Genomic DNA, 20,388 nt, shown 5'->3' with positions numbered 1-20,388 from the left:
TCAGATATTTTGTTTACAGAAAATAGATAGCTTTTATGAATGTAAAAATTGAACATAAATCCGTCGTCGATACCGTTAAACTTCAAGAAAAAGTTGAACGTTCACTCACCTTAATTCCATCAGAACATCTGCGTGGTTTAAATAAAATCGTTTTTGTGGATTCCATAAATGAGCCGCGAATTGCTGCTGAGCAGAGAGCTAATCTACCGGCACTATACCACCCGAGAATGGGCGGGCAGATGGCTTGGGCGGAAATCGCTATGGATGTCGTCAAACCCAAGAAAAAATTCCCGCAAAATTTATTGGTAGGATTAACCTTGAAGTCTAATCTGGCACAAGTGGTTTTTTCTCTCGTTGCTCAACATTATTACCTGACGTTGGCGAAAGGGATTAAGAAAACTCAGCTTGAATTAGCCTGTCGCAGTTATACCGAAAAAATGTTTGAAAAATGGCGTGAGACTGAGGGGGGCTGGCGTGTAAAACTCCTGAAACCGTTTAAACCCTGGTTGGATAGGTTTGCTAAAAATTTAGCGAAAAAATATCGCCAGGAAATGGAAAAGGGAAAAAGATAAGCGATCTGCTCATTCCAAATTATCCAAGGCTTCCTGAAGCGATTCCTTAATCTCACCCGTCGTCACGCGGCTTTTCTTAAAATTGAGATTTAGGGTGAATGCCTTTCCCTTCCCGGTAAATTTATAGTTGAACGGCTTGGACTTTTGCGCCACGCCCAGCTTCTCTTTTCTAGCCCGGCGGGCATCATCGCGGGTAAATCCGCCGGTTTGAATCCTGCCGACAAACTCCACCATCTCATTCACCGTCGGCTGCCTAACTACCTGTAAAAGCGTAGATTTAGAGATTATGTCGGCGCGCCGACATAACTCGCGCACCTCGGTTGGGATGGCGGCAAGGGCGAGCGATTCAGTGATTGAGGTTCGCGATTTACCAATTTTTTTAGCGATTTCTTCATGGGTATAGCCAAACTTATCGGCTAACACCTTCAATCCATCTGCCTCCTCAAAGCAATTCAAATCTTTCCGTTGGAGGTTTTCAATCAATGAGATTTCCGCAACCACCCGATCATCTACTTCCATTTCTATACATGGAAGTTCGGTTAGGCCAACCTCCAGACTGGCACGAAAGCGCCGTTCGCCACTGATAATCATAAACCGCCCGACTTCGCTCGGTCGCACCAAGAGAGGTTCAAGAACCCCGACTTCGCGAATTGAGGCAATCAATTCCGAGAGATCGCCGATTTCCACCCGGGGTTGATTGGGATTGGGTGCCAGTTTATCGATGGGGATCATTCGACCAATCGGCGCGCCAGCGCTTCTGCCGGTTAAAGCCTCCACATAATGCGTATCATGTCTCAACTTAAAATTGGCTGGTAGACCTCTTTTAGACACGTTTCAATACCTCCTCACATAAATGATTGTATTCGATTGCGCCGCTGGAATTCGGAGCAAAACTGAAGATGGTTTCTTTATAAGCTGGGCTTTCTTCCAATCGAATGGATTTGCTGATTACCGTTTCAAATACTTTCTCACCAAACACCGTGCGAATCTGATCATTAATATCCCTACCCAAGGTTGTGCGTTTATCCATTAAAGTAATCAGTACCCCCAATATATGAAGGTTTGGATTAGGTCTCGATTTGATTTTTTCAATGGTTTCAAGCAAATCGTCAGTCCCTTCTAAAGCAAAATATGAAGGTTGAATCGGGATAATTACGAAGTTTGATGCCACCAAAGCATTAACCGTAATCAAGCCGAGCGTTGGCGGTGTATCGATAACCACAATGTCATACAGTTTAACCAATCCTTCCAACCTATCCTTCAAGCGGAAGGGGGCATCGAATTCACCAATCAACTTACTTTCAAATTTGGCAAGATTGATTCTGGAGGGGACCACATCAAGATTGGGATTGGCGGTCTTATAAACCACATCCAAGGGTTGAATATTCGTCTCGGTTAACAAATCATAAACTGAGAGATTAATCACCTGTTGATTTAAAAACGAAATGGAGCTGTTGCCCTGGGGATCGATGTCTATTAAAAGCACCTTTTTCCCTGCAAGTGCCAGGGCTGCGGAGAGATTAATTGCCGTTGTGGTTTTGCCTACCCCGCCCTTCTGATTCGTAATCGAGATGACCATTCCTGCAAATCCTCCAATTGTTGAGAGCTTTTGCATCCTAATCGCAATTAAATAACCATGTCAAGCGAGGCTAAAAACCATCAATCATTTCAAAAAAATTTTTTCATGATTCAATTTGAATTGAAAACCTCAGGTGATTTTAATTTTCATCCGCATATGCCTTTCCTTAATTTGGACATTAAAGTTCACTTATGATTTAATTTAAAAACCTGCACAGAGGTGAAAATCATGGAAATAGAAATGAAAATTCGCGGTTTGATGATGGACCCTTCAGCCAATACCCCCATCATCATCCTAAAAGATGTTAATGGTGATGCAATGCTTCCCATCTGGGTTGGCGCATTTGAAGCGAATGCGATTGCCCAGGAGATTGAAAAGCTCCCCGTCCAAAGACCGATGACGCACGACCTGATTAAAAATCTAATTACCGAATTTGGAGGAATCGTCAGGCGAATTATTATCACAGACTTAAAAAACAATACCTTTTATGCGGTTATCGAAATCTTGAAAAATAAGCAAGCGATGTTTCTCGATGCACGCCCAAGCGATGCAATCGCCATTGCCCTGCGTGTCGATTGCCCGATATATGTCAATGAAGAGGTGATTAATAGTTCGGCATCGACGATTATTGAAGAGGCTTCATCGACAGATTCAGATGATGAATGGCTGAATGATGTTTTTGATGATGCTTCGGATTATAAAATGTAAAGTTCTACAGAAAAGGAGACCTTATGGCATCGTTTAATAAAATAACCATCGTAGGATATTTGGGGCGCGACCCGGAAATCAGATATACCTCTGACGGCACCCCGGTTTGCAGTTTTTCAGTTGCCACAACTGAACGAAAAAAGGATAAATCAGGCGAATTTCAAGATGTCACCACCTGGTTTAAGGTGAGCGTTTGGCGTCGCCAGGCAGAACTCGCGAATCAATACCTCAGCAAAGGAAAGCAGGTTTACATCGAAGGGCGTTTATCCGCCAATGAATATCAAGACCGCGATGGCAATACGCGCACCTCGCTCGATGTACAGGCGACCGATATCCAATTTTTAGGTTCAAGGTCGGAGGGCGATTTTGCCCCAAGAGAAGAACGTCCGGCGGCAAAACCTCAGGTTGCCAATGAATCCTCCGGAAACTTATCTGACGATGATATTCCCTTCTAATTTTGCAACCGGGGTGTCGGCGACACCCCGGTTTTAATCTTCTCGATCAATAATAAAGCGTTTAGTCAATCCGAGTTCTTTGATTTTGTGCTGTAGGCTCTGGCGGTGAATGCCAATCAATGCCGCAGCCTGCGTTATATTCCCACCGGTTCGAGTAAGGCAGTTTTCAATATACATTCGTTCAAATTCTTTTTTAGCTTCTGAAAACTCTTTTAACAACAAATCATTAAAGTATGATGGTTCCATATTTTGATTTATTTTCTCAGATTTAGAGCTGATTTCATCAGGTATTTCATTTAAAGTAATTTCTCGGCTATCGGCAAGCACAACAGCTCTTTCAATAACATTTTTTAATTGCCGAATATTTCCGGGCCACGAGTAGTCCAATAAAACTTTAAGGGTTTCGTTCGAGGGCATTTTAACCTCCTTTTTATAAAGGATGGCATAGGTTTTCCCATAATGGTGAATCAATTCCAGAATATCCTCTTTTCGCTCTCTAAGTGGTGGCAAATTAATTTTAACTACACATAACCGGTAATAAAGATCGCCTCGGAATATATTCTGGTCAACCGCCTTCTCCAAGTCCTTATTCGTCGCGCTGATAATCCGAACATCCGTAGTAATCGACTCGTTGCTCCCCAATCGTTGAAAGGTTTTATCTTCTAATATCCTTAAAACTTTCGCCTGAGTGACCAGGCTCATATCACCAATCTCGTCTAAAAAAAGGGTGCCTTTATCTGCCGCTTCAAATTTCCCAAGGCGTCGGGAGTTCGCCCCTGTAAAAGCGCCTTTTTCATGACCAAAAAGTTCGGATTCGATTAATTGTTCAGGCATTGCCGCACAATTGATCGCCACGAATTGCCCCGTCCGCGCCAAACTTCGCCGGTGAATTTCTCTTGCAACCATCTCCTTCCCGGTCCCCGATTCTCCAGTGATTAAAACACTCACATTGGTCTGGGCGACTTTTTCTATTAACGAGTACACCCCTCGCATCGGTTTTGAAGAGCCGATGAGGTTTCCAAAAGTAGTTGATTGCGACAATTCCTGGCGGAGAGTCGAATTTTCCTGCCTCAAGGAATAGGTTTCAAAAGCATTGCCAACCACGATTCGCAGTTCTTCTATGTCAAAAGGTTTCGCCAGATAATTGTATGCCCCTTTTTTAATGACTTCGACTGCGAGTTTTTCCGAACCATGTGCCGTCATAACAATCACCAATGGCGGATTGGGTAATGACGTAAGATTGGGTAAAAAATCCAACCCCGATTCCTTTGCCAGTCGAACATCCAAAAGCACCACCTGCGGAGAATTTGCAGCCATTTCCTTTTCGGCTTCGGTTAAATTCTCGGCTTCAAGAATGGTGTACCCTTCCTTTTCCAACGCTCGCCGAATGCCATATCGTGCCGACGATTCATCGTCAATAACTAATATTGTTCCTCTCATTTTTTATTCCTCGAGGTTTATTTTAATCTCAAATTCACCATAAAAAAGAAAAGCCCTTATAAGCAAGAAAAATCTATGGCTTATAAAGGCTCTCTTAAATTTAAACGCGCGGATGATGACTTACTTCTTCGGCTTCGCGTTAGTGTTGGACTCTGCTCCCACGCCTGTCCAAAACTGCGGTGCATTGGTAAATTCAAACGGATAGAGTTCCTTGGTCTGAGGATTATATTCCCACTCTGCTGAGAGGTATTGATTGGAAAAATCCTGATAATAGAAAACCAGCTTCCAGTTTTTATTGGTTTTCTTCTCTTCGGATGCCCAACCAATTGGTTTGATATTAAAATCCCCTTTATTTTTTGAATAATCTTCGATCAATTCGCCAAGAGTTTTGGATGAAATCTGGTCATTCACTTTTGGCTTCATCGCTTTGGCTTTTTCAATGAAGTCCTTTCCTTCCGGGGTAGTCTTGGCAATGTTTTCTTCAAACTTCACGAGTTTCGGGTCCTTTGCGGTTTGGGGTTTCGCGGTTTGGTCTACCGGTTTTTGCCCACAGGCTACAAGGAAGAGCACGATGGTAAGAAATGAAAGTTTTTTGAGCATAACATTCTCCTCGATTGTGAAATTAATACAGCCTTGATTTGATTAAAAACTGTCCTGATAAAAGGTTCTGCTTAATCTGAAATCCAGCCTTCAGGAGATGCCAGGAAAATATATAAATCCCGAACATTATTGCCACTCGGTCCAGTTACCAACAGCCCGCCAATTTTTTTTATCAGAGAATGTGAATCATTATTTATTAAAAATGTCTGCTCGGAAAATCCCGGCTTCAAGCTTCCTAATACCGCACCATCTGCAATGCTGTTTCCATCTATTCCATCCGTCCCCATTGCCAGAAAGGCTGCGTCAATTGGTAGTCTTTTTGCAGCAAACCGGGAGGCGGAGTATAACACGAATTCCTGATTCCGCCCACCTATTCCCTTGCTCTTAACTTGACAATTTACTTCCCCACCACCAATCAGAGCAACCTTTTCGCTAGGATATTTTTTTTGTAGCTTGATGAGTTGAATAATCAGATGGTCAGCAATTTTTCGATAATCTTCATTCACCAAATCCGGATAAATCTCAACTCGGAACCCTCTCTCACGCGCGCGTTGCGCGGCAATTGCAATCACCTCCCGATTTTCCAGTAAAATAAAATGCTCAATGTGGCTCCGTTGAGTCGATAAGTCAGCCGAAGGTTGATGCTTTAAAACAGTCAGGACGGGTTTAGGGATTTTTTTTTCAAGTTTATATTTTTTTAATATTGAAAGGACATCGCCCTGTGAAATCGAGTCTGGAATTAAGGGACCGGAGGCAATTGAAGCGACATCGCCATGATTGACATCCGACAGATAAATTGCCAACGCTTTACGTTTTTTTAAAACCCCTGCCAGTTTTCCGCCCTTTATTTGCGACAAGTATTTTCGCACCTGATTGATTTCAGCAATCGTCGCACCTGAATTTACTAATAGCCGGTTTAAATCCCTGAGGTCATCAAGCGATATGCCTTCGACAGGTAATTCCACCAAGGATGACCCCCCGCCCGAAATCAGAAAAATAATTAAGGTTTTTTCTGATGCTCGATTAATTAAGTCAATTATTTTTTTTGCGGCTAACAGACTGTTTTGATCAGGCAGCGGGTGACTGGAAATTATGATTTCGCAGGCTAATGATTTAGAAACCACTCGATTCGTAACGATTACGCCCGTTGTTGACCGAGATTTAAATATCGCTTCAATGGCACTTCCCATCTCCACCCCGGCTTTTCCAAATCCGATAATCAGGAACCTTTCAAATAATTTTAAGTCGATCGTTTTTGAATCGAATTTTAATTCGTCATCTTTGATTAAAATTCGATTATTCAATAAGGTTCGCAGATTTATGGCGTTCAGGGTTTCGAGGAAAATCAATTTTCCTTCTTCAGATAGTTTCATTCTTTCGACCAATGCGGAAAATTTTGCACCCATTTTATTTGAACCTTAAACAAAAAAAAAGCTACAGGAATTGAAAATCCTGTAGCTCAAAAATAACTCGAATCTATTTTTAATTTTCGATTTCTGAAAGTTGAATGTTATAGGTTTGCATCAATTTTAATACCTCCTGCCGCAAAGCATCCCATTGCGGATTCAGTTGGTTTACCCAGCGACTGCTGCTCGTGGTTAAAACTTTATCCGTTCTTCGACCTTCTTTTGCCAAATTGAGCGTCGCATTGCGCAAAGATTCGTTCGAGCGAAGAGAAGGGGCTATTCGGTTAAATAATTTTGCGGCATTTGAAAATGCCTCCAAACTGAACAGCAAATCCACATCGGCATCCGATGGATGGCTGCCATTTTCATATTCCACCCCATTATCGGTTACGCGCGCGCCAATCATCCGTTGGTAATCACTCAATAAAGTCATTGAAATATTCTGAATCGTAGTTGCCGAAGATTTGATTGAAGGTTCTAAAGATACATTTTCTCTAGCCGATGAACGGTTCTGCGGTGTCGAAGTTCTAGGGTCACCCACACCCGTAGTTGAATTCATCACCGGACCTGATTGCCCCGGTTGCCTTCTCTGCCCATTGATGATGCCTAATTTTCGGGCAGTCTGCTCGTCTAAACTTCCCGTTTCATCAAGCTGATTTTCTTTCTGGAAAACCCTCAGTGCGCGCTCGGTTCTTGGCGTCAATTCTCCATTCATTTCACCTTCATAATAACCTTTTTCCTTTAAAGCCTGTTGCGCTCTTTGAATCATTACCGGTGAATCCAAAGGCATCGTTTCAGTTGCGGCATCAGGCAGGTCATGGTCTTCAATCGATGTAGGTTTAGCGGAGTCTGAGACCTTCGGGGTGGAATTCTCAGGGGTTGGATTTTCGATTTTTGCAGGCTCATCCGGCAAATTTCTATCTGTCGTTTTTGTTGAATCAGCACTAGTCGGAAAGTTCGATTGCGCGTTGGAATTATCTATTGGCGGGTTGGCAGTATTACTATTATTGGCAAATGCAGTGTCATCCGGAACCGGCAAAGCTTGTTTAAGTCGGATGCCGAAGGGGGTTCCTGAATTCACATAGGCTTCCTCGCCTTTACTAAACAGCACACTTGCAAGACCGATCCCCGCTCCAATGGCTCCACCGGCAGCGGCACCTTTTCCGCCGCCGCCAATCGCTCCTAAGACTGCACCAATCGCACCGGTTTGACCAACAAAAACCAATGTATCTTTGGATTTTCCACCTGACACTCGATTTTCATCATCAATCTTTTTTTGTACTTCCGGGTCATCAGAAGTCAATATCCCGTCAATCTTCGTGCTTAGCCCATTCGGAAGAATAATCTCCTCAAATTCAACGGCAATCGATCCTCCCTTATTCATACGCCTGGCGGGGGTGACCTGGGTAACTATCCCTTCAACGATTGTGCCCGCGGGAATCGCTTCTTTTCCATCAACATAAACTGGAACTGTGACCGTCGCAGTAAATTTATCGCCGACCCTGGAGGTTTTTGAATTCAATGGAGTATCCATCCGCATACTTAAAACGGTATCTTCAGCAATGACGCCGGATTGGTTCACTTGTCCGGGCACCGAAGATTTAGCCTTGCGGTTTTGCGCGAAAAAGCTGGCTTGAAAACTGAAAACCAAAATAAACGTCAGAATAAAAAATTTCCCGCTGCGGAAATGTAAGGTGTCGGTTGGCATTTAATACCTCCAAAATTAATAGACTGCAAAATGGATGGAGTTATGTGACGAATACCAAATGGTAATTGTTGCCCACGCTAAAATTTACCTGCATTTTTCCTGAAATTGTCCTGCCTCACAAACCTTCCGTGAATAATTTTCGTTATCAGATGGAAGTCATCGGTCTTCCCTTCTCAGTTCCAGAACATTATCGGTAAACCCTTCAAAGGTATCGTCGTGACTGATGACCAGAAGTTGATTCAAATCCTTGATTCGTCCAATCTGTTCTGCGAGATTACGACGGCGCTCCTCATCCATGTTGGTCGTGGGTTCATCAAAAAACGCGAAACGAATGTCTGACAATTCTTTCAAAAGCGCCAGCCTTACCGAGAGCGCTGCCGCCATCTGTTCCCCGCCTGACAAACTGCCAAAGGAGCGTTCAAACCCCGCTTCTTCATAAACCACTTCATACCCCGTATCCCAACGTAGCGAAACCATCGGATTTCCGGTTATCTCCCTGAATAATTGATTGGCTTCGATGGAGATCGTTTTTAAGTGAGCCTCGGTGATAAACGGGCCAGATTTTTTTAAGACCTCCCTGATTAACTCAACCAGATTTTTTAACCATTCAATTTTCGTTTGAGATTGTTTTATCTCGTCCAGTTGACCTTTTATGATTAGTAACCGTTTGATCTCCTTCTCCACTTCATCATATTTCAATTGCGAATTTTTCTGCTCACTACTTTTAGTCGCCTGAAGTTGCAAATATTGCTCCAGTTGTTGTTTAAATCGAGCATGTTTTTGACCATCATATTGAGCCATTAACTGGCTCATCATCACGCTTTTTAAAGCACTATGGTTTCTCAGAGATTCCAGCTCACGCTTTACTTTATCCTCTTCTTCAATTCGAGATTCGAGTAACTGTGCAGTTGAAAGGTTTTCAATATAGGCGTGAAAATCGGCTAAATTCTCACTGATCAAGTCACGAGTCTTCGCTACCTGTAAATCAAGATTTTTATATTGCGCTAACCGTGATTCTTTATCCGCTAATAACCTTTGGATTTTCGCTATTGATTTTTCATGTTCGGCAAGTGCCGAACGATACTCAGATTCCCGGTCGATTTCAATCTGTAGCACTTTTGAGCGACCTTTCGGATCACCTAGAATGCTCAACTCATCCCGGCTTTGGTTCAATTCATCTACAACCGAATCGCCGCTGGCGATTTTGGCCTTCAAATTTTCAACGTATTCTTTTCGCTTTTGACCTTCCAGAGTAATTCTTTCGAGTTGCTCCTTTAATACCGCCACACTCGAAAATTTTGCGAAAGCCTGTCTTGCAATCATCAACTGTTGATTGAGGGATTCCTGTTGGTCATTTAAATCTTTAATCTGTTCAGCTAGGTGACGACCGGCATCAATTTCTTCATTTAATTTCCGGTGGTTTTCGATTACCTGATTAAGCTCCTGACCGATACGCTCATAATGAGTTTGTTGGGCAGATAACCGGGTTAATTCGTTTAACGCCTGACGAGCAGTCTGAATTTCTTGGTGGATTGATTCATTTTGTTTTTGAAGTTTGCTTAAGCTTTCCCGATCTTGATGAATTTGGATTTTAAAAAATTTGTCTAGACCCACCCCAGGTTCCATATTCAGACACTTTTGCGAAAGCAACGGACAGAGTCCATTTTTAATTTCGGCAACCATTTTGTCCTCTCTGGTTATATTGGTTTTCAAAATGGTGATTTGTTCCGTCAATTCGGCTCCCCGCATCTCAAATTCGGGCAAGCGATTTGCCAGAACTTCAAACTTTTTAATATCCGCAAGGGTATTCTCTGTTCGTTTTATCTCTTTCCTTAAATCAGTTATTTTAGCAGTTGATTTATCCAGTTCGCGGAGGTTCAACAAATACCTTTCATGTAATATCTGAGCACTCTTAAGTTCTGCATCCAATAACTGTTTCTGTTTTTCAAATTCAGGTAACTGCTCTGCCAAATCCCGAAACCCTTCACCTTCTTCGATAGATTTAACCAGCCGTTGAAAATCAACTCTCAGGTGTTTAAGTGATTTCTCCTCTTTTTCAAGGGTAGTATTGAAAACCTTAATCTCTGTCAGTTGGTTTTCCAGTGTAATGATTTTTTCTTCAAGTTGATGTTGAGCGACAAGCTTATCTTTTAAATTCGCCAACTCACTTTTGAATAAAGTAACCTGTTCGAGTTTCGCTTTCTGCGCCTGGATGAACACCTCAAGGCGAATGCGTTCCTTTTGGTTCTCATGAATTTCCTGTTGAAGGTTGTCCCGTATGGCAATTTGTGGTTCTAATGCTTTCAAATCAATCTGCGCTTGTTGATAAACCTCATAGCCTTTTTGCGCCGCTTTCACAACCTCAGCCGCCGTTCTCGATAATTCAACGCCTTGCGATACGGACAACTGATGGTGTTGCAATCCTTCAATGCGAATTTGCGTCTGTTGAATTTCGTTTTTAACCTCATCAATTGCTTTGTTGATTGATTCGAGTTGGTCTAAGGCGCTTCGCAACGCCGATTTTTTATCTTCTATTTCACTAATTTCATCATTCAAGGTTTGGAGGAGTTTGTTCAAGCGTTGATGCTCTGCCTGTAATGAATTTAAATCGGCAATTTCAGCCTCCATCAGTAGCACCTTTTCACGAAACTCAACCTCCTGGGTTTCAAGCGACTTTACCAACAGTCGCATTTCGTCCGCGGCTTTCTGATATTCCTCAACTCTTAACACTTTATCGAAACTCTGTTTTCGTTTGGCGGGTTGTTCGGCGAAATCATTAGTAAACGTCCCTTGCGGCACCCCTATGGTTGAAATAAACAGGGTTTTCAAATCGGCGGTTGTCTCAACTCCCAGGTGTTCCTGAATCCATCTGGAAACCTGAGCTTTTTGTTCAACCAACCGCCCGCCGGTAATCGGATCAAGGACATAATACAGGCTTCCGGTATCTCTGTAGACGGTGTATTCGCGCCCATCAATCGACGAGATAAAATTCACCCGGACGCTGCCCTTTTTGGCTCCGCGTTTAATGAACTCTTCTTTTCTAAATGGCAGGTGATCGAAAATCGCATAGGCAATCGCTTCGATGATGGTGGTCTTTCCAGCCCCGTTCGGACCGCTAATCGCCGTTATCCCCGGTTCAAACGTGTAAACGGCATGTTCCGCATTTTTGATATTCTCGATTTCAACTTTGGTTATGCGCATCGCTATCCTTTAATACTTGAATCACGAGATGAGTGATTTTATCACCTATCTCAATCCGAGTGACATGACATTTTCCATTAAGCTTGGTTTTCAGACAGTTTTTATTTGCGGGCGCTGAGAAAAATCGATACCATCATCAACCAACATCAGGGCGATTACTCAAGATCAGAGTTAAAGTAATGGATTGATTGTCGGCGTTACGACACTTAAAGGATTTTCTTATTGTCGGGAAAGGAATGAGATTTAACCTTGAACTTTAGCATCCCACAGGAATATCTCGATTTCAAAGAAGCGGTCTTGCAATTTTCCAAGGATAGACTCGCGCCTCGCGCTCAGGCGCTTGATGCAGCGGGAAATTTCAGCCGTGAAAATTGGCAGGAACTGGCGGCGATGGGCTTGCTCGGTCTTCCCTTTCCTGAGCAGTTTGGCGGGTCGGATGCCACTCCTCTGGCAACCTGTCTGGCGATGGAAGCGGTAAGCCGCGCAGGCGTTGATTCAGGAACTACTCTCGCCTGGGGGGCGCATACTTTTTTAGTTGGCGTTCCCATTTGGTTATTGGGAACTGCCAGGCAAAAGGAGAAGTATTTACCAAAACTCAGTTCAGGCGAGTGGATTGGTGCTTTTGGTTTAACTGAACCCGGAAGCGGTTCCGATGCCGCAGCGATGAAAACCACGGCGATTAAACAAGGCGACCGCTGGATTTTAAACGGCTCAAAGATGTTTATTACCAATGCTCCGGTCGCCGATGTCTTCATCGTGTTTGCCTCTACCAATCCTGCAACCGGCAATAAAGGCATTTCTGCCTTCATCATTGAAAAAGGCTTTAAAGGTCTGGCGACCGGCAAAGAATTAAATAAAATGGGAAATCGCACCTCAACCACTTCCGAAGTGATTTTCGTTGATTGTGAAGTTCCTGAAGAAAATATCTTAGGGGTTCAGGATGCAGGGTTTCTGGCAGTCGGCAAAGAAACCCTGGAATGGGAAAGAAGTTGTATGATTGCGCCAATCATCGGCGGCATGGAATTTATTCTGGAAGTTTGTACGAACTATGCCAAAGCTCGAAAACAATTTAACACGCCAATTGCCGAATTTCAGGCAATCCAACATAAACTGGTAAACATGAAGGTCGCGATAGAATCGACCCGATTATTGATCTACAGGGTTGCCTGGTTAAAACAACAGGGAAAGTCTGCAATGGCAGAAGCGGCAATCGCCAAACTGATGACTACCGAAGCCTCGATTAAAGTTGCCTATGACGCTGTCCAAATTTTTGGAGGTTATGGATACATGCAGGATTATCCGGTTGAACGTTTTTATAGAGACGCCAGACTCGGAACCATTGGCGCGGGAACTTCAGAGGTTCAAAAAATTATCATCGCCCAAAATCTCATTAAATCCTATTTGAAAAATCAACCGCTGTAGAAAATTGTGATTATCTTCCATTGCCGAAAGAACGCTTCTCACACTGACTCAAATGATTTAGGATGGGTTCGATTGTGAATGTCTATTTATGAATTTAGGAAGAGTCGAAAACAAAGCGCGAATTGCAATTTCTCTTTTTGTTTTAGCTTTACTGTTAATAATTGCCTTGAGCTTCAGCCTGTATTCTCAGGCACGACAGGAATTAAACGTTCAACACCTCAATCAGTTTCGCATCGAAGTTAATCTGGTTTCGCTGGTTTTAACCAATCCTAAATTTGACATTAATGACTCAACCTTAAAAGACCTCTTATCCGGTAATGGCGGTCATTCGCAGGCGGCACTTTATGATAAGCAAGGGAATTTGTTAGCGTCGAGTCTGACCATCGAAAAACTTCCAAGACATGGACTCACCTTTACAAAAGATTTTATAGAGCAAGGCAACAGTCTGGCTTCAACCATAAAATTTAAAACGGAGAGTGGTAATCTACTGGCGGCATCCGAAATCGGCTCAGATAAAATCCTATTTATATCAACCCCCATAGATGGCAGTTCGTCCTATTATGCGGTGTCCCTTTTCAGCTATCAAATTATCGCTTTGATATTTGGGATCGCGCTAATTTATCTGCTCATTCGTTGGCTGTTACGCCCTTATAACCGGATGGTAAAGGCGGCACAAAGAAGTCCAATCAGGGCATCGACTGAAACCAACGAAGGCGAGTTTGTGGTGAATACCTTTCAAGCGTTGATAAAACAATTGCAGGCTAAAGAGATTGAACTAGAAAGATTACATTCCCTCGAACGTATTCGTGCCGAACGCTCTGAACGATTCAGTGAACGATTGATTGCCAATATTCCGAGTGCCCTGGTTGCAGTTGATTCCAAGGGCAATCTGACTTCGGTAAATCTCCAGGCTAAGAAATTAATTTATTTTCATGGAAAATCCACCGGGCTAACCGATTCTCTGGATTTACAACCAAACGCCTTTTCGCTTGATTACCGGGAATTCTTCAAAGCCGCACCTCGAATGGTGGAGATGATTCAAAGCTGCTTATCGACCGGGCAAGCCTACAAACGCGAAGAGGTTCAAATCACCAATGTGCTTAATCAGAAAAGACAAATTGGTTTAAGTATCACGCCAATTATTGATACTTACCAACACATCGAAGGCGCGCTATGCATGATGACGGATATCACCGAAGTAACCGAATTGAGAGAGCGGATAAAGGTACAGGAAACCTTGGCAAACTTGGGCGAGATGGCAGCCGGGATTGCCCATGAATTTAAAAACTCTCTGGCGACCATTCAAGGATACGCGCAGTTATTTGAATCGCAAAATGTGGCAAATTCCATGCAACTGAAACAGAAAACCACGGCGGCATTAATCAAAGAAATTTCCTTACTTTCACGACTGGTTACTGATTTTCTGAATTTCGCAAGACCTCAGAAACTGAGTCTGACGCAACTCGATCTCGGTGAACTCATTCAGGATTGTTTAGGCGAAATTTCACAATTTTTGCAGCAACACCGGGTCAAGGTGAAAATGATTGGAAGCTTCACCTGTATATCGGGCGATGAATTGTTGTTAAAGCGAGCCTTCATCAATCTGATTCGCAATGGTGTTGAAGCCATCGATCAGGAAGCGACGATTCGAGAAATCATCATTGAAGGGATTATCGACCGCACCGACGAAAAACCTTACGCCCATATCAAAATCAAGGATTCAGGCAGTGGAATCTCTCCCGAAGATTTACCGCATATTTTTATTCCCTTCTTTACCACGAAAACCCGTGGCTATGGTATCGGGTTAGCCATTGTTCAAAAGATACTGGTCGGCCACGGAGGCGACGTAACGATTGACAAAAGCGATCATCAGGGAACTACCTTTCATTGTCGTTTGCCGCTTTATAAGTCCCCGATGGTTATGGAAAATCGGTAATAAACTGACGATAAAAGTAACACCAGAAGACAAGCGGTAATTTCTAAATCGCCTAAAACACATTGAATTTGAATCATTTATAAATGAATCTTCCCCATTACCTCTATTGGCAAGCGAATTGCTCCTACTGCGGATGGACTCTTGTATGAGGTGTTATGAGCGATAAGCAACTTATTAAACAACGACCCCAGATCATCCGTGTCGGAGAATTCGGCATGGGATTGATGGAAATAATAGTAGGCGTTTTGATCGCCGCTATTATCGGGTTTATTGCCCTTCACCTGGTTAATCTCGGATTAGCGATGTACAAGTTGAGTTCGGGTGCTAACAGCGTTGCCGAGAAATTAGAGAATGCTAAGCAGATGGCAATAAATCAAAATCAGGAAGTTTCAGTCATCTTTGATTCAAAAGACAATCTCTTTGGAATCGATAGAAACAATAACGGGCGGCTGGAAAGCGTGGAAACCGAAGAAATGCCTGATGGCATATCCATCTCTCAGGATGGGCTGGTCATATTTTCCCGAAACGGGAAATTGAATAAAAATTCCAAAGAACCCAGCATCGTTGTCCGTAACAGCCGTGATTCCAAACGAGTCAATGTGTCAGCTGCCGGAATTATCGAAATCGAATAGTCTGTCGCTAGACTAAGTGGCATCGTTGCCACACTGGCGAGGCGCGGTGGAATTATCTAGGTAGGAGTTTTATGCTTAAAACTCTTACTCCCCGGTTTAAAGATAATTCCTCAACGTCTCGCCTTTTTTCGTTTGAGACCATTGCCTGCCTTGAATAAGAAAGCTTTCTTAAAAAATCAATTGACATATTTTCGCCAATTACTTTCGAGTTCATCAGCGTTTGTGCTAGCATAGCAAGTTCAGAGTTTCAGGTTTTTCCTATTGCTTTAGGACTCTGAAAGAATCAATAAAACTTTTTAACGATTCGACCTCAAAACTCTTTTATAAACATTTCGGAGAATAATTATGGCTGAAGATAAATTGATTAAATCCGGTCAGGTGACCTTTAAACGTGTATTTTTTCTAATCGTCGCCGGTGCGGTGATTGTCGGTTTTGTGTATTTGGGCGGGCGTGCCCTTAATATCGGTTATATGCTGCTCACTGTGGCGATCTGCGTCTTGCTTTATTTGATTGCGATTGATTATGGCATCAACTTGGATAAAGTTGAAAAGCATGCGCCGTCAACCAACTCCCCACTTGAACCGATGTTAGCCACATCAACCACACAACCGACGACAACGCCTCAGCGAAGAAAAGTAAACCGGTCAACAAAACGAAGACGATAAGGCTCATTGACCATTGGCAGGCGCAACCGGTTTTGATTGCGCCTGCCGGTAAAATCTCCCATCAAATAATGGCGCAAATACCTTCCGTAAATAACTCACCGAAAAAAAAGGGATTGAAAAAAGTCATTGAGACTGCGGATTTTCTCTGGTTAGACCTTGATGACCCGATGCATCAAGCCCTTGACCATCTCGCCGAAAAATATGGGTTCCATGAATTAACCGTTGAAGATTGCCGCCAGGGGTTGCAACTCGCAAAAATTGATTATTATGATGACTATTCGTTTATCATCATCAACACCACCCATTTTTCTCAATCCCCCTGCGAGGTGAAGACCAAAGAAATCGATGTCTATATCGGCAAGGATTACCTCATCACCGTGCACTATGGTAAAAGTTTGGCAATAGAAGAAGTCGAGAAACGGTTAAACGGAAAATCTCATCAATCGCTTAGCCCGGACAAATTGCTTCACGCCATTCTCGACATCGTCGTTGATCGTTACCTTCCGACTCTTGATAATATCGGTGACACCATAGATGAAGTTGAAGATGATTTGCTCATCAATCCGCGACCGGAAATTTTGGAAACCATGTTCAGTCTCAAACGCGGGTTACTACAATTTCGTCGAGCGGTCTCATCGCAACGCGAATTACTCAATGCCATTGTTCGTGATGAATCCGAATTCATCAAAGATGATATGACCGCTTACTTCAGAGATGTTTATGACCACACCGTTCGCGCTATGGATTTGGTTGAAACCTACAGAGATTTGGTGGCTGGGGGTCTGGATATTTACCTGACGCAAATGGCGAATCGCACCAATGATATTGTTAAAGGTTTAACCATACTCGCTACCATCATGTTACCTTTAACTTTGATTACCGGGTTTTTCGGAATGAATTTTGACTATATCCCTTTAACTAAAAATCCCATCGGAATATGGATGATCACTGCGGGACTATTTGTGCTTGCCTTGCTGATGCTCATTTACTTCAAGGTTAAAAAATGGATTTAACAAATCGCTTGACTTTGAGGGTCGCAAATATAGACTAGAGGCGTTGCTATTTTTACCCTAAAGGATCAATGCCATTCATCGTCAGGAATAAGTTATGAAAGTCAAAGATACAACCGCTGCGGTTGCCGCATCGCCGCTTTCGGCAAATCAGGAATTGACCATCGCGGAACTGGCTGAATTTATAAATCATCTACAGGAACTTCCCACTTCACAGCAAATCATCGAAAAATTCGCTTCCCTGCTCTTACGTCAACGAGATTACGAAGCCTTTCGCACCTTTACCGATAAGAAGTATGCACGAAACCTGGTAGCCCGCAGTCCATACGCTGAACTCCTAATGCTTTGTTGGCGCTCAGGGCAACGAACCCCGATTCACGACCACGGCGGCTCGATTGGCGTGGTGATGGTTGTCGAAGGGTTGCTGACCGAAACCATGTATGAGCGCAATCCGAATGGAACGGTTAAACCGTTTAACACCTTTCGGTGGTCGCCCGGCGGCATCACCGGTGCAGACGTACAGGACATTCATCAGTTATTAAATTTACAACCCGAAGGGAAAGACCTGGTCACGCTTCACTGTTATTCCCCCCCGCTTTCGGTTTTAAATACCTTCAGTCAAATCAATGGGCGAGTCAAAAAATGGCGCGAAGGCTATTTCACCGGTGGGGCAGGTATCTAACCTTCAGGTTGTGTAAAGTGATTTGTGAGGTCGCGCTTTTTCAACAAGGCTTTGTAGAGGTAACCATTCATGCTCCCACAACCACCAATAACTAAATTAAAAAACCGACAGGTTTATTTTTTAATTTTCATCATCATTCTGCTAACCCTTCCTTTATTTGGGCAATCGGGACGCAATCGGCAAAATCCGAAAAAACAACCTGCCTCACCGCCTCAACAAACTCAACCGGATAATGATCAACCTGAAGCCTCCCAGACGACGAAAAAACCAGAACCCGGCATTCAGATTCTGGTGGTTTATTACAAATCAAATATTATGCACCCCGATGCTTATTCGGATATTGTCTTGTCGGGGTGTCTGAACCGACTTCAGGAATCTGCTTTGGTTAGCGCCAGACCCGGAAAAGAGATGAATCGGAAGGAAGCCTCGGATTTCGCCAAAGCCAGCAAAGATACCTATGTGTTGTGGTTTGAATTGGAAAATGAAATCGGCGAAAGTGATCGGTCAATTCCTTCCATCGTTAGTTTCACCCTCTATCTGCCCGAAACCGGCAAATCTAAAACTTCCGGTCGGATTTATACACGCCAGGGAACCATCATTCCCCGCACCACACCGCGAACCACTTACCCGGGAGGGTATCGATTGGAAATTGCCGGCGAGGATTTGGCTGACCGAATATTAAATGCAATCGGTTTGCCTAAATAAATGCTTCAAGATTAGAATTGCCGCTCAATTTTAAACGACCTCTGTTTCAATGTCTGATGATATTCATCGGTTGAGTGTCGTTTCCAGATGGCGGGTTGTTGTGATTTGAAAGTTCACCATTTATGAAAATCGGTTTTTTAATTGATCATCGCAAATGTATCGGTTGCCATGCCTGCACAGTTGCTTGTAAATCCGAACACGATGTTCCAATCGGCACCTATCGCACCTGGGTCAAATATATTGAAAAAGGCGACTACCCGGATACCAAAAGATTTTTCTCAGTCCTGCGATGCAACCATTGTGTGGATGCACCCTGCGTAACCATCTGCCCGACGACTGCGCTATTTAAACGAGAAAATGGCATCGTCGATTTTAATAACCAGAACTGCATCGGTTGCAAATCCTGTATGCAGGCTTGTCCCTATGACGCGCTTTATATTGACCCGCGCTCAAACACCGCCGCCAAATGTAATTTCTGTGCTCACCGGGTTGAGGTCGGAATGCAACCGGCATGTGAAGTAGTCTGTCCGACCCAAGCAATTCTTTCAGGCGATTTGGATGATAATCAATCCTTGATTTCACAGATGCTATCGTCAAATAAAACCGCTGTGAGAAAGCCCGAAGCGCAAACCAAACCCAAACTCTATTACATCAATGTGAATCCCTCATCAATCGTGCCAACCGAACAAACGCACACCGGCGGATACCTCTGGGCTGAACCGCAGTTGCATCAATTGATGAACGATGAGCAAGCCCTGTCTGCCGCTGAAGCGAAAGCCCGAACCACTTATGATGTCTCGCATGACCGCCCCTGGGGTTGGAAAGTTTCGGCATACCTCTGGACAAAATCCATCGCTGCCGGAGCATTCTTTGTTGCCGCTTTAGCCATGCTAATCGGTCTAACCAAACCCGGCGATTGGTTGATGGGCACGGTTGCCTCGCTAATCAGTCTGGTGTTTTTAACGATAACGCTGGGGTTTCTCATCTGGGATTTAAAACGACCGGAGCGGTTTTTTTATATCCTGTTAAAACCACAATGGAAATCCTGGTTGGTCATTGGTGGGTATATCCTCATGGTATACGCAGCCCTGCTATCGCTTTGGTTCATCGCGCAATGGTTCGAGCTATTCACCTTGATGACGCCGATTATCTGGTTGGGTGGTTTGTTTGCAGTTTTAACGGCAATTTATTCGGCATTTTTATTTAAACAGGCGCGCGGCAGAGTTTTTTGGAATAGCATTTTCACGCCGGTTCATTTGCTGGCACAGGCGATGGTCGCCGGTTCCGCGAGTTTACTGATAGTTTCCGTCCTCGGTTATTGGTTAGGGATGAAATTGTATCCCGAACCAACCGACGAATATTTAGTCTATGAACTACTCGGAGCCTTGGTCGCGCACGGCGCGTTAATTGCCGGAGAAGTTTTTCTGCCCGAAGAAAACCCGGAAAAATCTCGCGCCCAACGATTTATCAAAGATGGGATGTTCAGCAAACTTTTCTGGATCGGCGCAGCGGGCATAGGAACCGTGCTCCCGATTCTATTACTTGCAACCGGAGCAGCACATTTTGATATTACCGGATTATTAACCGCCCTGCTGGCGCTTGCAGGGGTTTACCTCTGGGAGCACATCTGGGTAGAAGCCGGGCAGGCGGTGCCGTTGAGTTAAAT

18 protein-coding genes are annotated in these 20,388 nt (G+C 43.7%); 11 read left to right on the top strand and 7 right to left on the bottom strand.

Annotation, left to right across the window (positions count from 1 at the left end; translation table 11 throughout):
• Window positions 1-35: 35 nt before the first annotated feature.
• Window positions 36-572: a hypothetical protein gene (locus tag AB1757_19320; protein ID MEW6129199.1), complete on the top strand. Its 537-nt coding sequence runs from the start codon at window positions 36-38 to the stop codon at window positions 570-572.
• A gap of 9 nt (window positions 573-581) precedes the next feature.
• Here AB1757_19320 and AB1757_19315 read toward each other — a convergent pair whose 3' ends face one another.
• Window positions 582-1,304 carry a ParB/RepB/Spo0J family partition protein gene (locus tag AB1757_19315; GenBank protein MEW6129198.1) on the bottom strand — a complete coding sequence of 241 codons (723 nt, stop codon included), beginning with the start codon at window positions 1,302-1,304 and terminating at the stop codon, window positions 582-584.
• Between the two features lie 91 nt (window positions 1,305-1,395).
• On the bottom strand, window positions 1,396-2,187 hold the full coding sequence (locus AB1757_19310) for a ParA family protein (protein MEW6129197.1): 792 nt from the start codon (window positions 2,185-2,187) through the stop codon (window positions 1,396-1,398).
• 192 nt (window positions 2,188-2,379) lie between these two features.
• On the opposite strand from AB1757_19310, the gene AB1757_19305 reads away from it, so the two are divergent.
• A complete protein-coding gene (locus AB1757_19305) occupies window positions 2,380-2,859 on the top strand; it encodes a bifunctional nuclease family protein (protein ID MEW6129196.1) in 480 nt (159 codons plus the stop codon).
• A 23-nt stretch (window positions 2,860-2,882) separates the two neighbouring features.
• Entirely contained in the window at window positions 2,883-3,314 is a 432-nt protein-coding gene (locus AB1757_19300) for a single-stranded DNA-binding protein (protein MEW6129195.1), read from the top strand.
• 33 nt (window positions 3,315-3,347) lie between these two features.
• Here the strand turns inward: AB1757_19300 and AB1757_19295 are convergent, their stop codons facing one another.
• The 5 genes from AB1757_19295 to AB1757_19275 all read right to left on the bottom strand — a co-directional run bounded on the left by AB1757_19295 (window position 3,348) and on the right by AB1757_19275 (window position 11,669).
• Window positions 3,348-4,754: a sigma-54 dependent transcriptional regulator gene (locus tag AB1757_19295; GenBank protein MEW6129194.1), complete on the bottom strand. Its 1,407-nt coding sequence runs from the start codon at window positions 4,752-4,754 to the stop codon at window positions 3,348-3,350.
• A 120-nt stretch (window positions 4,755-4,874) separates the two neighbouring features.
• Complete coding sequence (locus tag AB1757_19290; GenBank protein ID MEW6129193.1) at window positions 4,875-5,354, bottom strand: hypothetical protein; 480 nt, start codon at window positions 5,352-5,354, stop codon at window positions 4,875-4,877.
• Window positions 5,355-5,425: 71 nt separating this feature from the next.
• Entirely contained in the window at window positions 5,426-6,760 is a 1,335-nt protein-coding gene (locus AB1757_19285) for a DUF4147 domain-containing protein (protein MEW6129192.1), read from the bottom strand.
• A gap of 76 nt (window positions 6,761-6,836) precedes the next feature.
• Window positions 6,837-8,411, bottom strand: a complete 1,575-nt coding sequence (locus AB1757_19280; GenBank protein ID MEW6129191.1) for a peptidoglycan-binding protein — start codon at window positions 8,409-8,411, stop codon at window positions 6,837-6,839.
• Window positions 8,412-8,624: 213 nt separating this feature from the next.
• On the bottom strand, window positions 8,625-11,669 hold the full coding sequence (locus AB1757_19275; protein ID MEW6129190.1) for an SMC family ATPase: 3,045 nt from the start codon (window positions 11,667-11,669) through the stop codon (window positions 8,625-8,627).
• A 249-nt stretch (window positions 11,670-11,918) separates the two neighbouring features.
• On the opposite strand from AB1757_19275, the gene AB1757_19270 reads away from it, so the two are divergent.
• The 8 genes from AB1757_19270 (at window position 11,919) to AB1757_19235 (ending at window position 20,386) form a co-directional block, all read left to right on the top strand.
• Window positions 11,919-13,091 (top strand): acyl-CoA dehydrogenase family protein, encoded by a 1,173-nt coding sequence (locus AB1757_19270; GenBank protein MEW6129189.1) that lies wholly within the window; start codon window positions 11,919-11,921, stop codon window positions 13,089-13,091.
• Between the two features lie 88 nt (window positions 13,092-13,179).
• Window positions 13,180-15,027 carry an ATP-binding protein gene (locus AB1757_19265; GenBank protein ID MEW6129188.1) on the top strand — a complete coding sequence of 616 codons (1,848 nt, stop codon included), beginning with the start codon at window positions 13,180-13,182 and terminating at the stop codon, window positions 15,025-15,027.
• Between the two features lie 155 nt (window positions 15,028-15,182).
• Window positions 15,183-15,659 (top strand): GspH/FimT family pseudopilin, encoded by a 477-nt coding sequence (locus tag AB1757_19260; GenBank protein MEW6129187.1) that lies wholly within the window; start codon window positions 15,183-15,185, stop codon window positions 15,657-15,659.
• A 345-nt stretch (window positions 15,660-16,004) separates the two neighbouring features.
• Entirely contained in the window at window positions 16,005-16,325 is a 321-nt protein-coding gene (locus AB1757_19255) for a hypothetical protein (GenBank protein ID MEW6129186.1), read from the top strand.
• Window positions 16,326-16,438: 113 nt separating this feature from the next.
• Window positions 16,439-17,338 (top strand): magnesium/cobalt transporter CorA, encoded by a 900-nt coding sequence (gene corA, locus AB1757_19250; protein ID MEW6129185.1) that lies wholly within the window; start codon window positions 16,439-16,441, stop codon window positions 17,336-17,338.
• Between the two features lie 94 nt (window positions 17,339-17,432).
• Window positions 17,433-18,017: a cysteine dioxygenase family protein gene (locus tag AB1757_19245; GenBank protein MEW6129184.1), complete on the top strand. Its 585-nt coding sequence runs from the start codon at window positions 17,433-17,435 to the stop codon at window positions 18,015-18,017.
• A gap of 69 nt (window positions 18,018-18,086) precedes the next feature.
• Window positions 18,087-18,722, top strand: coding sequence for a hypothetical protein (locus AB1757_19240; GenBank protein ID MEW6129183.1), 636 nt, complete (start codon window positions 18,087-18,089; stop codon window positions 18,720-18,722).
• Between the two features lie 122 nt (window positions 18,723-18,844).
• The gene (locus tag AB1757_19235; GenBank protein ID MEW6129182.1) at window positions 18,845-20,386 is read left to right on the top strand and encodes a 4Fe-4S dicluster domain-containing protein; all 1,542 of its coding nucleotides are present in this window, start codon (window positions 18,845-18,847) and stop codon (window positions 20,384-20,386) included.
• Window positions 20,387-20,388: the final 2 nt, after the last annotated feature.

This window comes from Acidobacteriota bacterium, from assembly GCA_040754075.1.
Taxonomy (GTDB): Bacteria; Acidobacteriota; Blastocatellia; order UBA7656; family UBA7656; genus JBFMDH01.
This window is presented reverse-complemented; position numbering and strand designations above follow the sequence as displayed.